This is a genomic window from Acidithiobacillus sp. HP-11 (genome assembly GCF_015100075.1).
Lineage (GTDB): Bacteria > Pseudomonadota > Gammaproteobacteria > Acidithiobacillales > Acidithiobacillaceae > Acidithiobacillus > Acidithiobacillus thiooxidans.
Genome location: NZ_JACKYY010000013.1, coordinates 1 through 12,463, shown reverse-complemented (window position 1 = coordinate 12,463; position 12,463 = coordinate 1). Strand labels below are relative to the sequence as shown.

General features: G+C 54.0%; 14 protein-coding genes, 1 tRNA gene and 3 pseudogenes. 13 read left to right on the top strand and 5 right to left on the bottom strand.

What is annotated here, in order from left to right; all coding sequences use genetic code 11:
- Positions 1 to 11: 11 nt before the first annotated feature.
- The 7 genes from H7F08_RS05660 to H7F08_RS05630 all read left to right on the top strand — a co-directional run bounded on the left by H7F08_RS05660 (position 12) and on the right by H7F08_RS05630 (position 6,857).
- Positions 12 to 950, top strand: coding sequence for a hypothetical protein (locus tag H7F08_RS05660; protein ID WP_193640058.1), 939 nt, complete (start codon positions 12 to 14; stop codon positions 948 to 950).
- 124 nt (positions 951 to 1,074) lie between these two features.
- Positions 1,075 to 2,043 carry a polyprenyl synthetase family protein gene (locus tag H7F08_RS05655; protein ID WP_010639305.1) on the top strand — a complete coding sequence of 323 codons (969 nt, stop codon included), beginning with the start codon at positions 1,075 to 1,077 and terminating at the stop codon, positions 2,041 to 2,043.
- Between the two features lie 10 nt (positions 2,044 to 2,053).
- Positions 2,054 to 2,130, top strand: a tRNA-Pro gene (locus H7F08_RS05650).
- Between the two features lie 291 nt (positions 2,131 to 2,421).
- A complete protein-coding gene (locus tag H7F08_RS05645; protein ID WP_193640057.1) occupies positions 2,422 to 4,512 on the top strand; it encodes an O-antigen ligase family protein in 2,091 nt (696 codons plus the stop codon).
- Positions 4,509 to 6,263 carry a peptidoglycan D,D-transpeptidase FtsI family protein gene (locus H7F08_RS05640; protein ID WP_193640056.1) on the top strand — a complete coding sequence of 585 codons (1,755 nt, stop codon included), beginning with the start codon at positions 4,509 to 4,511 and terminating at the stop codon, positions 6,261 to 6,263. The genes H7F08_RS05645 and H7F08_RS05640 overlap by 4 nt, the downstream gene beginning before the upstream one ends.
- Positions 6,260 to 6,571 (top strand): hypothetical protein, encoded by a 312-nt coding sequence (locus tag H7F08_RS05635; protein ID WP_075323353.1) that lies wholly within the window; start codon positions 6,260 to 6,262, stop codon positions 6,569 to 6,571. Before H7F08_RS05640 ends, H7F08_RS05635 begins: the two co-directional genes overlap by 4 nt.
- A 10-nt stretch (positions 6,572 to 6,581) precedes the next feature.
- Entirely contained in the window at positions 6,582 to 6,857 is a 276-nt protein-coding gene (locus H7F08_RS05630; RefSeq protein ID WP_031571614.1) for a hypothetical protein, read from the top strand.
- A 215-nt stretch (positions 6,858 to 7,072) separates the two neighbouring features.
- Here the strand turns inward: H7F08_RS05630 and H7F08_RS15850 are convergent, their stop codons facing one another.
- From H7F08_RS15850 to H7F08_RS05620, 4 genes and pseudogenes are all read right to left on the bottom strand, one after another.
- A complete protein-coding gene (locus tag H7F08_RS15850; protein ID WP_413541255.1) occupies positions 7,073 to 7,549 on the bottom strand; it encodes a hypothetical protein in 477 nt (158 codons plus the stop codon).
- Positions 7,550 to 7,585: 36 nt separating this feature from the next.
- Positions 7,586 to 8,062: pseudogene (locus H7F08_RS15845) on the bottom strand (ATP-binding cassette domain-containing protein); the annotation flags it as partial.
- Between the two features lie 33 nt (positions 8,063 to 8,095).
- Positions 8,096 to 8,932, bottom strand: a pseudogene (locus tag H7F08_RS15840) (ATP-binding cassette domain-containing protein); the annotation flags it as partial.
- A 93-nt stretch (positions 8,933 to 9,025) separates the two neighbouring features.
- Entirely contained in the window at positions 9,026 to 9,376 is a 351-nt protein-coding gene (locus H7F08_RS05620; RefSeq protein ID WP_031571608.1) for a DUF4870 domain-containing protein, read from the bottom strand.
- 163 nt (positions 9,377 to 9,539) lie between these two features.
- Here H7F08_RS05620 and H7F08_RS05615 point away from each other — a divergent pair, with 163 nt between their 5' ends.
- The 6 genes from H7F08_RS05615 (at position 9,540) to H7F08_RS15835 (ending at position 12,039) form a co-directional block, all read left to right on the top strand.
- Positions 9,540 to 10,478: a uracil-DNA glycosylase gene (locus H7F08_RS05615; RefSeq protein WP_031571606.1), complete on the top strand. Its 939-nt coding sequence runs from the start codon at positions 9,540 to 9,542 to the stop codon at positions 10,476 to 10,478.
- Between the two features lie 136 nt (positions 10,479 to 10,614).
- On the top strand, positions 10,615 to 10,911 hold the full coding sequence (locus tag H7F08_RS05610) for a type II toxin-antitoxin system MqsR family toxin (RefSeq protein WP_010639321.1): 297 nt from the start codon (positions 10,615 to 10,617) through the stop codon (positions 10,909 to 10,911).
- A gap of 2 nt (positions 10,912 to 10,913) precedes the next feature.
- The gene (locus H7F08_RS05605) at positions 10,914 to 11,315 is read left to right on the top strand and encodes a type II toxin-antitoxin system MqsA family antitoxin (RefSeq protein ID WP_010639323.1); all 402 of its coding nucleotides are present in this window, start codon (positions 10,914 to 10,916) and stop codon (positions 11,313 to 11,315) included.
- A 69-nt stretch (positions 11,316 to 11,384) separates the two neighbouring features.
- The gene (locus tag H7F08_RS15415) at positions 11,385 to 11,582 is read left to right on the top strand and encodes a winged helix-turn-helix domain-containing protein (RefSeq protein WP_226831350.1); all 198 of its coding nucleotides are present in this window, start codon (positions 11,385 to 11,387) and stop codon (positions 11,580 to 11,582) included.
- Entirely contained in the window at positions 11,527 to 11,796 is a 270-nt protein-coding gene (locus H7F08_RS05595) for a transposase (RefSeq protein WP_142087859.1), read from the top strand. The genes H7F08_RS15415 and H7F08_RS05595 overlap by 56 nt, the downstream gene beginning before the upstream one ends.
- Positions 11,797 to 11,865: 69 nt before the next feature.
- A complete protein-coding gene (locus H7F08_RS15835; protein WP_193640055.1) occupies positions 11,866 to 12,039 on the top strand; it encodes a transposase in 174 nt (57 codons plus the stop codon).
- Between the two features lie 242 nt (positions 12,040 to 12,281).
- Here the strand turns inward: H7F08_RS15835 and H7F08_RS05585 are convergent.
- Positions 12,282 to 12,446 (bottom strand): annotated as a pseudogene (locus tag H7F08_RS05585) (IS110 family transposase); the annotation flags it as partial.
- Between the last annotated feature and the right edge of the window lie 17 nt (positions 12,447 to 12,463).

The window sequence follows — 12,463 nt, the reverse complement described above, 5'->3', positions numbered from 1 at the left end:
TTGAGGTGTTTATGCAAGGCTTGATGATATTCCTGGAAGTGGTTGTTGTACTGCTATTGTTGGTAGAAGTGTTTATTCGCTTGCGCGCCCGGCGGCGACGTTTGCAGAATCGCGCTGCGACGGCTTCGCCAGATCTTTCCAGGGATGCCTCTGCTCTACCAGTCAAGACTGTTCCCGCTCCCCCGCGTGAAGTCACAGCCATTCCTGAAGCTGAAAAAGTGACAGCGACCACGCAGGAAGCGCTCAGCATCGATGACTTACTCAATGAGGCGAATATTTATCTGGAATACGGGCATCATGCGCAGGCGGCAACGGTATTACGTTGGTATGTCGATCTGAATCCTCATGAAACCCGGGTGATTAATCAGCTACTGGACACCTATATTGCCATGGCTAATATGGACAGTTATGCGGATTTGCTGGAAAGTCTGGGCGAAAAATCTGCCAAGGTTCCCATGGATGAAACCTGGTGGCGGGAGCGGGTGGAACACGGCTTGCAGCAGGATCCCGGCAATCTCGAACTTCTGGTGCTGGCCGAAAAGGTGGGAATGACTGTTCCCATGCCGCAGGAACAAGGCGGTGAGGCCGCGATGACCGCAGAAATGGCCCTTGCGCTGGTTGCCCGCAATCGTGACCCGCATTATGGCATGGCCATATTGTGGCGAGCGATTGCCCATGAGCCACTGCGTTTGCCGCTCTATGCCGAGTTACTGCGTATTACCCACCAGCAGCATCTTCTTGAGGAATACATCAACGCTTTGATTTTGCTCTTCCTGACGGTAGGTAGTGGCGGGAAAACGCTGCGAGAACGGATGTTGCGGGCGGGTCAGGATCTTGGACCGCACCCCTTATGGGATGTGCTGGCAGAGTGGGAGGGTGATCCTGAAGAATTGCGACAGCTGGCCCGTTCCCGACAGCTGGAAATTCCCAAGTCTCTCCCGGATGCCTGAGCCGTTGGGCAGGAATCGTGCTTGACAAGCCATTGTCGCCCTCACCACAATCCCCTGCGGCCGCAAGCTTGGCACTTTCTGGTGTAAAGTGGTGCCGATGCCAATAAACAGGGAGCAGCAAGGTATGGATCTGGAGTCGGTTAACCAACTGGTGCGGTCGGATATGTTGGCTGTAAATCAGGTGATTCAGGAGCAACTGCGTTCCGGAGTGCCGACCATCCCCGCGATGGGCACCTATTTGATTAACGCTGGTGGAAAACGACTGCGTCCTATCGTCCTGCTCCTGGCCGCGCGCATGGGTGGAGAACACAGCGCGCGACCAATTCCTCTGGCGGCAGTGGTGGAATTTATTCATACGGCGACGCTCTTGCATGATGACGTGGTGGATGGATCTGAGTTGCGCCGCAATAATGCCACTGCCAATCAGCTGTGGGGCAATGCGGCGGCGGTTTTGGTGGGTGATTTTCTCTATGCCCGCTCTTTTGAAATGATGGTGGCAGACGGGGATATGCGTATTTTGGCGACCATGGCCGAGGCAACCAGTGTCATTGCCCAGGGAGAAGTAGCACAACTGGAAAACGCGCACGACCCGGATTTGAGTGTAGCGTCTTATTTTTCGGTCATTGAAGCCAAAACCGCCAAATTGTTTGAGGCTGCCATGCGTATTGGTGCCTTGATCAACCATCTGGATCAGCAGGCCGAAACAGCACTGGCAAAATACGGTTCGTTACTCGGGATTGCTTTTCAGTTGATGGATGATGCCCTGGATTATTCCACCTCTGCCGAAAAAATGGGTAAAAACCGGGGAGATGATCTGGCTGATGGCAAGGCGACCTTACCCTACATTCACGCCATGCAGCATGCTACTCCGTCTGAGCAGGCCATTTTACGTGCGGCTTTGGATGGCGAAAACCCGGCCGATTTTGCAGCGGTCTGGGAAATCATTGCCAGAACAGAAGCTATTGATTACACTTTGCGCGTCGCGGCAGAAAAGGCTGAACAAGCCATTGCTTGTTTATCCAGCTTTCCCGATGGTCCGGAAAAGTCAGCTTTGACATTTCTGGCCGGGTTCGCGGTGCAGCGTGACTTTTAGGTAGTAGCATCGGGGCGTGGCTCAGCCTGGTAGAGCGCCGCCTTCGGGAGGCGGATGTCGGAGGTTCGAATCCTCTCGCCCCGACCAAATTGTGGAAAAGGCCCGCTTCGTCGGGCCTTTTTGGTGTTTTTATGGCGTTCCAAAAAATTGCGGCTCGAAGCAGGCAGGGATTTTGTGGATGTTTAAATGGTTGTTACTGGCAGGGTTTCTGGGTCTGTTGTTTTATTTCTGGCGACAAAAACAGCGAATACCCAAAAAACATCCTGAAGTGGAGTCCCTGGTTCGCTGCTCCGTTTGCGGACGCCATATATCCGTCCACTCCGCCATGATAAGTGCTAAAGGCCATTATCGTTGTACCCTACATGGGGGAGATCCGGATTGACTATCAGCAGTTATTCCTCGGGGACGAAAACCTCCGGGCAAGTGGTTTCATTCCGGGCGGGTTTATACGCCGTTTTGGCCTTGGTGATTTACGGCCTTTCCTGGTATTACAACGGTCAGCTGATTCCGTTGCTCGCTGCTGGAAGTATTGTTTTGATGATCTGGGGGGCTATCGTCTGGTGGCCATGCCTGCGCGCCGGCTTGATCTGGCCACGCGGTTTTCTGCCCATATTCATGTTGTTATGGTTTGTCTGGTTTGGTTTGACCTTGTTCTGGAGCGGATCTCCCTACAGCAGCTGGTTTTACTTTTGGGTGCTGGGTGCGCTGCCGTTGACCTTTCTGGTAGCCATCATGATCCCGGAGCCAGTGGCTGAACAATTCTGGGTCTGGTTCTGGCGCGGGATTTTAATCAGCGCCTGGATTTTGAGTGCCATGGCACTCTGGCAATATTATCAGGGGATGGCCACCAATATTATTCTGGCCAATTTACGGCCTTTTGGCCCCTTGCTGGATACTAACAGTTTTGCAGCCTGGCTGAATTTGCTTTTTTTCCCTGTTCTTGCCTTGTATTTTGTCAAAGATGGCCGACGCCAGGTGTCCTTTCTGCGCGGTGGTGTTCATCTGGAGGCTTTTTTCTATCTTTTGACCTTGGCGGTATTGCTCCTGGCATTTTTCTCGACCAGCAGTCGGGGAGGGCTTCTGGCCTGGGTCTGCACCATGCCTTTTGCGGTCTGGGGATTATGGCGTCAGCCTGCAGCACGGTCGCGTTTTCTTGTCGTTGCGGCTTTAGTCATCATAGCCTTTTTACTGATGGACTACGCGCATGGTTATGATCTGATCGGGCACCTTTCCCCCGGATACATTACCAGCAATATTACTACGGTATCGCGCAAGCTAATGTGGATTGCGACCTGGCATATGTATCTCAGTCATCCCTGGTTGGGTACTGGGATCGGCAGCTACTTTTTGAATTATCCGGCTTACCGGCTGCCAGGCGAACTGGCATCAGCAGGTACTTATGCACACAACGATTATCTGGAGTATCTGGCCGAGGGTGGACTGATCAATCTGGGCTTCCTGCTGAGTTTTGCCGGGATTTTGATGTACGCCATGTATCGTCTTTTATATCGGGCGGGGAAAGCCCTGCAGATTAGTGATGAACAGCGTCTGACAGCGCTCGGCTTGGTGTTGGGTGTGTTTGCCATCACCGGTCACGCTTTGGGGAATTTCATTTTTTATAATCTGCCTCTGAGTGTACTGGCAGGGCTTTTCATGGCGCGTGCCTGGCGGATTTATGGCACTTCCGAAAATACCCAACCCTTGCTGCCAAAAATTGGCATCAATCATGGGTTCATAGCACAGATTGTTTTGTTACTGGGCATAGTCGTCGCCTCCTGGAATTTACTGGCAGATGCGGCGACTTATGCTTTTCTCAGTGATAATACCTGGCTGAATTCTGTTATCAAAAATCCCCGGCAACGCGCTACGTTACTGTTGAAGGTCGCAGACACGTTGACTTCATTGCGTCCCTTGGCAACCCAACCCCACGTTTACCTTGCCAATACTTATCTGACATTGGCGGAACGCGATACCCGGATGAACAGCGCAAGTCGTCGTTCTTTGGTCCAGGCGGCATTGCATCAATATCAACAAAGCCTGATAGGAATTCCCCAACAATCCGGCGTGCTCAATTCTATTGGAACACTCTATCTTACTCAGGGGAAATTACTGGGTCTGGATGCCACACAAAGACAACGCCAGACGCTGCTGGCCTGGCGTCGAGGCCTGGCTATTGATCCTGAAAGCATCAGTCTCCGTAACCAGATTGCCCAACTGGCTTATGCCGATCAGGGCGATGTAAAAGGCGGTTTGACCTTTTTGCGGGCAGGATTAGCGCGACCGCTTTTCCCTTATCCCCGTTCGGAACTTTTGCTGGATATTGCGCTGATGCAATGGCGTGCAGATGAAAAAACGGATGCGGAAAAAACCCTGCTGCGTCTTTTGCATGAAAACCCGGCTTATGAGCCTGCCGTTTCGTGGTTGCAGTCCATTCATCGTCAGGCCGAACTGCATTCCGGGGATAGATGACTGCAGAACGCCCAAAGTCGAATCGCATTTTGCCCCGTTGGCGGGCTGTGCTCATTCTGGCGATCATCCTCGTCGGTTTTGTCGTTGTGCTGACCCGGGACACGGATTTGCAATGGTGGCAGGATCACACCCTGCGTGATCAGGGGCGCATGCGTTATATGCAGGATCGTCCTCTTCCTGCTGATCGCGGCGTGATTTATGCCGGTAATGGTACGGCACTGGCAGTCAATGTCCCCGCTGTCACCATCTGGACAGACCCGCGAATTTTTAATCAATACCGGAAGGATTGGGATAAGGTCGCTGCTGCCTTGAATTTAAGCCCACAGGTGTTAGCGGAACGTGTGCAATCCGGTGGTTCCGGGTTTGCCTATATTTTGCGTCAGGGCGAGCCGCAGATGGGCAAGGCTTTGAACGCCCTCCATGTACCGGGAATTTACGTGCAGGCAACCAGTCGCACTTACTATCCACTAGGCGCTGTAACTACGCCTCTGCTGGGCTTGGTACATCTGGATCACCATGGTGCTGCCGGTCTGGAAAGGGGCTATGACCAATGGCTGGCGGGCCATTCCGGCACGGAAAAAGTATTGGTGGACGGGCAAGGTGAAGTACTGCGGGTGCTGGGTGCCCGTCATGCACCCATACCCGGTCATGATCTGCATTTGACCATTAATCCCCAGATTCAGTACTGGGCATACATGACCCTGCTGGCTGCCCAGAAGCACTTTGGGGCAACAGAAGGCTCTGCAGTGGTCATGAACGTCGAAAATGGACAGATTCTAGCCATGGCCAGCGTACCCTCCTGCAACCCCAACTCCCGAAGTGGTTGCGGCAATCCTGCCGATTACGTCAACAACGCCGTGCATCAGGCTTTTGAACCGGGTTCTGTGATGAAACCCTTTATGGTGGCGGCAGCACTGAAAACCGGCAGTATCCAGCCGGACCAAAGCTTTAATGTTTCGCACTGTTTGCCGGTCGGTGGGTTTTGTATTCGTGATGATGTGGTGCATCATGAATTGAATGTGGCACATATTCTTAAATATTCCAGTGACATCGGGGCGGCTAAAATTGCGCTGCGGACGCCTGCCCAAGCCATTTATGACATGTATCGGGCTGCGGGTTTCGGGAAGGAACCGGATCTGGGCTTTGCCGGCGCTACTGGCGGCGTCCTGCCACAGCCTCAGACCTGGGATAAAGCCCGCCATGCCACCATTGCGCTGGGTTATGGCGTTTCGGTGACGACCCTGCAGCTCGCCGAAGGTTATGCCGCCATTGCCAACGGTGGTTATCATGTGGCACCGACCCTGATAGCGGGCCAGCCGGTGCAAAAACAGCGCATCATGCCGGCAAATATTGCCGCACATTTGCGCCACTGGCTTGAGGGTGTGTGTGCAGCCAACGGGACCGGCATTTTGGCTGCCATTTCTGGTTATGCGGTGGCTGGCAAAACCGGAACCGCCAATATGGCCAATGGTAAGGACGGGTTTCAAAAAAACAAGACCAATGCGACCTTCGTGGGATTTGCCCCCGGCTTTGCTCCAAAACTGGTCATGGCCGTGACCATGCGCGGCAGCACGCGGTACTGGAACTTCGGCGGCGTTGAATCGGCACCGGTGTTTCGGGTTACCATGCGCCATGCGCTGCAAGAATTGAATATTTCTCCACGCTGGTGTGGTGGCAAGGCTTGTGCTTCCAAGAATAAAGGCATTACTGCTACCCAGGCGGAAATCTGGGCAGAAGGAGGCGGAAATTGAGTCGAACCGATAAATGGGTCGCCAGCATTTTGGCGCTGGGTATTGCAGGCTTGTTGCTGGGTGTTCTCGCCTTGGCCGCTGTTTCGCGCATCCCGGTAGCCCATATTTATGTGAATGCCGCCGGTGCCCGAAATATTATTGTGGCCGGACACCGAGCCGTAGCCGCACCGGATTGGCCGGGCGCCTATCGGGTAACCCCGCGTTTTACCAATCCGGCTTTCTGGTCTGATGCGACCCTCTACTTTCGGCAGGGCAAGGTGGTGACTATCCCGCGTCAGGACATCAAACTCTGGGTGTACCGTGGTTAAAGCAGACCCCATGACTGCGGCTCTGAAGGCCCTGCTGCAAGGCGCTATCGCCGTTGTTCTGGTGCTTCTGGCAGTTTTGTTGTTGCTGGCACTGGATGGTCTTTTATTGATTCCCGGATTGATGTTGGCTTACACATTGATGGGTCTTCCCTGGCACTGGCCCGGTATTTTGCCGGACCCCCTGAATCCCCCCGGCCCCTGGATCAGTATGACCGTCGGGGTGATTGCTACCCTGATCCCGGCTGTCGTGGATGGAATCGTCCTGCACTTTTTTCTGCGCAAATGAAATCATTTCCAGTTAACCTGAAAACGGCAGTTGCCGTGGATGCTTTTTGCTCCATTGTTCCTTGCCTGTTGTTCTAAGGCTCATCCTGCTGTCAGGAGAGAACTCGCCCTACGGGCTCAAACAGCTCTCCTGACGGGCGCAGGACTTCGCCAAGAACAACAACGGCTCGAAACAAAAGTCGCTGCAAAGCACCCACGGCAACTGCCGTTTTAGGGTTAAGCGTTGCTGCTGGCAGCGGCTTTGGCTTCCAGGTGCTCCCAGCGTGAATAAGTCTGCTGCAACTTTTTTGCGAGTTGCTCTGACTGCAGTTGGAGCGCTTTCAGTTTTTCCGGGTTCTGGTAGGTTCCCGGTAAAGCCAGAGTCGCTGCCACGTTTTCCTGTTCCTGCTCCATAGCTTCTATTTGGGCAGGTAAAGCAACCAACTCCTGACTTTCCTTGTAACTGAGCGTAGTTTTTTTGCTGTTTTCCCGCTTGCCGGATGTTTTGCCCGTAGAGCTTTCGGCATTCTTGCTGGCAGCTCGCTGGATTTCTGTCTGCCAGCGTAACCAGTCTTCATAGCCGCCGGCATTCTGGGTAAGCTGGCCGTTTTCACCGAAGGCAATGACCTGGGTGACTACGTTGTCAAGAAAGTCCCGGTCATGAGAAACCAGAAACAGGGTGCCCGTATAATTCTGGAGACGCTCTTCCAGCACTTCAAGGGTTTCCAGATCCAGGTCATTGGTCGGTTCGTCGAGCACCAGAATATTGGCGGGGCGGGCAAACAAGCGGGCCAGTAGCAGGCGCGCCCGTTCGCCGCCCGACAGCGCCTTGATCAGTCCCCGGGCGCGACTGGGCGGGAACAGGAAGTCCTGCAAATATCCCAGAACGTGGCGCCGCTCCCCATTGATCTCAATGAAATCGTTACCATCTGCAATGGCATCCACTACCCGGCTTTCCGGATCAAGCGTCGCCCGCATCTGATCAAAATAGGCGACTTCCTGTTTGGTACCGCGCCGGATCTGGCCTTGCTGGGCTTCCAGTTCACCGAGAATCAGGCGCAGCAAAGTGGTTTTACCGGCTCCGTTGGGGCCGATAATACCGACCCGGTCGCCCCGCTCAATGCGTGTTGAAAAATTCCGGATGATGGGGCGCTCTTCATAGTGGAAGGACACCTGATCCAGTTCCGCAATCAAGGCCCCGGAGCGTTCCGCCGTGCTGATCTGCAGGCTCGCCTGCCCCTGCTGCTGACGACGGCTGGCGCGCTCCTCGCGCAGGCTTTCCAGACGACGCAACCGGCCCTGGTTGCGTTTGGCGCGCGCCTTTACCCCCTGACGCAACCAGGCTTCTTCCTCGGCGAGTTGCCCTTCCAGACGATTATCTGCCGCAGCCTCGGCCGCCAGTACTTCCGCTTTGCGTGCCTGATATTCGGCAAAGCTGCCCGGAAAGCTGCGTAAAATGCCGCGATCCAGTTCGACAATACGGGTAGCCAGGCGGTCCAGAAAGCGCCGGTCATGGGTGATGAATACCAGGGTGCCGCGATAGCGCAGCAGGGACTGTTCTAGGGCAAGAATGGCCGGTAAATCAAGGTGGTTGGTGGGCTCGTCAAAAAACAGAATATCCGGTTCGGAAACCAGTGCAGCAGCAATGGCTACGCGCTTGCGCTGCCCGCCGGACAAAGCAGAAACCACACCTTCCGCTGGCAGGCCCAGGCTATCGCGCAGGGCTTCCGCTTTATAGTCGATTTGCCAGGCATCATGATGGTCCGCCAGGGCATGGGCCTGCGCGTCTCCCGCCTCGGCATTTTGCAGCTGCCGCCAGGCGGGGTGTCCGGATTTGATAGCGGTGAGCAGATCGTGATCTGCGGCCAGTTCGGGCTCCTGGGCCAGATAACTACGGCTAAGTCCCGGCGCTACCCAAAGATTTCCGGCATCCAGCCTGCAATGACCGGCAAGTGCTTGCAGCAGGGTCGATTTACCTTCGCCATTACGGCCAATCAGACCAATGCGTTCACCGGCTTCAAGATTCAGATCCGCATGGTCCAGTAAGGCGCGGCCTCCCCACTCCACCTGCCCCGCTTCCAGCCGCAGAATAGACATAGCCCCAATCTCCCATGTGTTTTCATTCAGAAGGAAGATAGGGTACGGGGCGGGCTCTGGCGGCGCAAGCCGTCATTGCGGAAGGATGTTGGTTTAGCTCAGCAGACGCAGGGTCAGGGGATAACGGTAGCCTTCACCTCTACTCGATTTCAGGGCAGCGATAATGCAAAAAACCAGATTGAAGAGAAAAACCAGGGGAAAAATGAAAATCCCGATGAGTAAGGCGCTGAGCACGCTGGCGACAATATATGCGAGGAGAATGGTGATCTGAAAATTCAGGGCTTCTTTGCTCTCGGTGATGAGCCATTGATTGTCGCCATCCTTCTTGATCAGGTACACAATCAGCGCCGGTAAAAAACCGAATAAAATACCCCCGGCCTGGATTAATGCCATGATGTTGCGATCTTCCTTGTTGCTGCTGGTTACCAGACTGCTTGTTTCCATAATAACGCTCCCTTGCAAAATGAGTGGTCCAGCGATTAGAGGATGATTTTATGCCGCTGGTTTTATTATCATACTGATTATCATCATGAAGTGGAATATGCCCGCATGATATGGGCCAGCCATTGTATTTGCCAGCACAGCGTCCGACCCTTAGCATAAGCTCATGTCAGAGATTTTTAATGCAGAGCAGCGGCGGTTTCTGAAACTCCTGGGTTTGGCGGTGCCAGGGGAGAGCCCTGTTCTGCCCCTGGCAAAGAATCAAGCAGCATCTGCCCCGGTGCAAGCAGAGACCAAAGCAGAAATCCCGGAATCCACAGCAAGCTCTCTGAAGGCCCCGGAGGGTATCCGTACCTTGCGCGCAGCTGCAGGCATTCTCAGTGCCCCACCCACAGTAGCAGGCGTACCGCAGCCAGTAGCCCCGGAACTGCAGCCAAAAATCCCGGCTGAACCGGAAGCGGCGGCGACATTGTCTGATCTGCCTGCACCCGCCGAATCTGCCGAACCGCAAAGACTGCAGCAGATCAGCGCGAGTGACTGGCGTGATTTGCAAATCATGGTGCATAACTGTCGGGCTTGTTCGTTGGGCGAAACCCGCCAGCATGCGGTTTTCGGAGCCGGTAACCCCAGAGGTTCCTGGCTTTTTGTAGGAGAAGCACCGGGTGCCGAAGAAGACCGGCGCGGCGAAGCTTTTGTCGGTCGCGGCGGGCAGTTGCTGGATAACATGCTGAAAGCCATGGGCCTGACCCGGCAGCAGGATGTCTATATTGCCAATGTGCTCAAATGCCGCCCCCCCAACAATCGTGATCCTCTGGGTCCAGAGGTACAGTCCTGCCTGCCTTTTTTGCAGCGTCAGATTGCCCTGCTCCAGCCCCGAATCATCGTTGCCCTGGGGCGCTTTGCTGCCCAGAGTCTGCTGCAGGTCACCACACCTATCGGCCAGTTACGCGGGCAAACCCATCGTTACCAGAATATTCCATTGATTGTTACCTACCACCCGGCCTATTTACTCCGCAGTCCTCTGGAAAAGCGCAAGGCCTGGGAGGATTTGCAGATGGCGGTGCAGGTGTACTCAGCGCAATCATTGCCTGAATTATTCCAGTGAAACTATAGTGGCTCCAGATTTGAGACAGTAGTGTTGGGTCAAACACCGATAACAGTAAGAAATAATCGCGTGCCATGGAAGGCAATCCCGTGCTAACCAACTTGCCAAAATAAACCAACTTGGTTAGAGTTCTTTCATGGAGAAACAAGTTCCTCATTGCAAGCTTTCGGTCGTCAAAGCCTTGGCAAAGACCGGCAGAGTACGCACTACGCATGCAGCGCGTACTGGCGCAAATGAGTTGGGGTTGGTCTTCTCCGATATGCTGGACGTATTGATGGCACTAACGCCGACGGATTTTTACAAGAGCATGACCACCCATGCCGATCATACGGTATGGCAGGATGTGTACCGCCCAGGCACACAGGTGGGCGACGTGTACCTGAAGCTGACGGTCATTGATGACGTACTGATCGTGTCTTTTAAGGAGCTATGACCATGAAATGTCCTGTTTGCGGCGCGGCTGAACTGATCCATGACACCCGCGACCTGCCTTATACCTACAAAGGTGAAACCACCGTCATTGCAACGGTAACGGGCGACTTCTGCCCGGCCTGCGCCGAGTCGGTTTTGGACGCAGCAGAATCGAACCGCGTCATGCGCGAGATGCGTGCCTTCTCCAAGCAGGTGAACGCGGCCATCGTCGATCCGGGCTTCATCGCGGATGTGCGCAAGAAACTCGATCTTGATCAGCGTGAAGCTGCTGAAATCTTCGGCGGCGGCATCAATGCCTTCTCGCGCTACGAAAATGGCAAAACCAAGCCGCCGCTGGCCCTGGTCAAACTATTCAAGCTGTTGGATCGTCATCCCGATCTGCTCAACGAGGTCAGGACTGCCTGACAGGCCTGAAACAGTATCGTTGTGATCCCACAGCTCAAGCCGGTGATTGAGGAAAAAGTGGGGAAATCTATGGCACTGTCCACAATTTATCGCATGCTGGCCCGTCATGGCTGGCAGAAGCTGGCCCCGGATACTTATCATCCACAAGGCGACAAGGAACGTCGGGAAGTCTGGAAAAAAACTGCCCGAAGCCATAGCCGAAGCCTTCACGATGTTTCCGACTGCCCGCCCTCAGCGCGTCATGTACCAGGACGAAGCGCGCTTTAGGCAGATCAGCGATACCCGCTATTGTTGGGCCAAAAAACCCTTGCGTCCCGAAGTCAAAGCGATGCTGATCTACCAATACACGTATGCCTATGCGGCCGTACCCCCTCAGGACGAACGTATGGATTCGCTGGTGTTGCCCGAAGAGAGCAGCAAATGCATGCAGATTTTCCTCAATGAGGTGGCCTACGTTATCCCGATGAAAATATCCCCATGATTATGGATGGAGCTGGTTGGCACAAAAGTCACCATCTCCAGTTAGCAGAGAATCTGCGTTTACTATTTTTTGCCGCCCTATTCGCCAGAGCTGAATCCCCAAGAGCACCTCTGGGACGATCTCCGCGAAAAGTATTTTCACAACCGGGCCTTTGACAGTCTGGAGGCACTGGAAGACCATAACCGCGTGAAATCCATCGCGGGATGGAAATTTATAATTAACTCTATCTCTGCTGCAAATTAGAATCAGGGGTCAAGCTATGCTTCTTCTTATTTAATAAGCCTAAAATTATGAATATTTTCTCTTTGATAATCAGGTAAGTAATCTTCTACTCAGCCCCCGCTTTCACTGACGGAAAGAAAGGATGTGGAGTACTGGCTCGCTCAAGCATCTACTGTGATTATGCAGGTTACTGTGAAAGAGATGGGATTACGGGCACAGAAGTCCCTGGCCTGTGAGGACCATTTGACGGGATCTGAAAGCGGTTATGCCGGATCGGGCAGGAATCCGAACTTGATCAGCTTTTTAATCCAGCGTGCGGCATTACGTTGTACGCTCAAGGCTTCATAATCGGTGGCGGCGTCCCGGTAATATGTGCCGCGAGAGAGCATGAAGTAGATGWTKNGCAGCATTTTGTGGGCCAAGGCGATCCATTATCGCCTTGGCC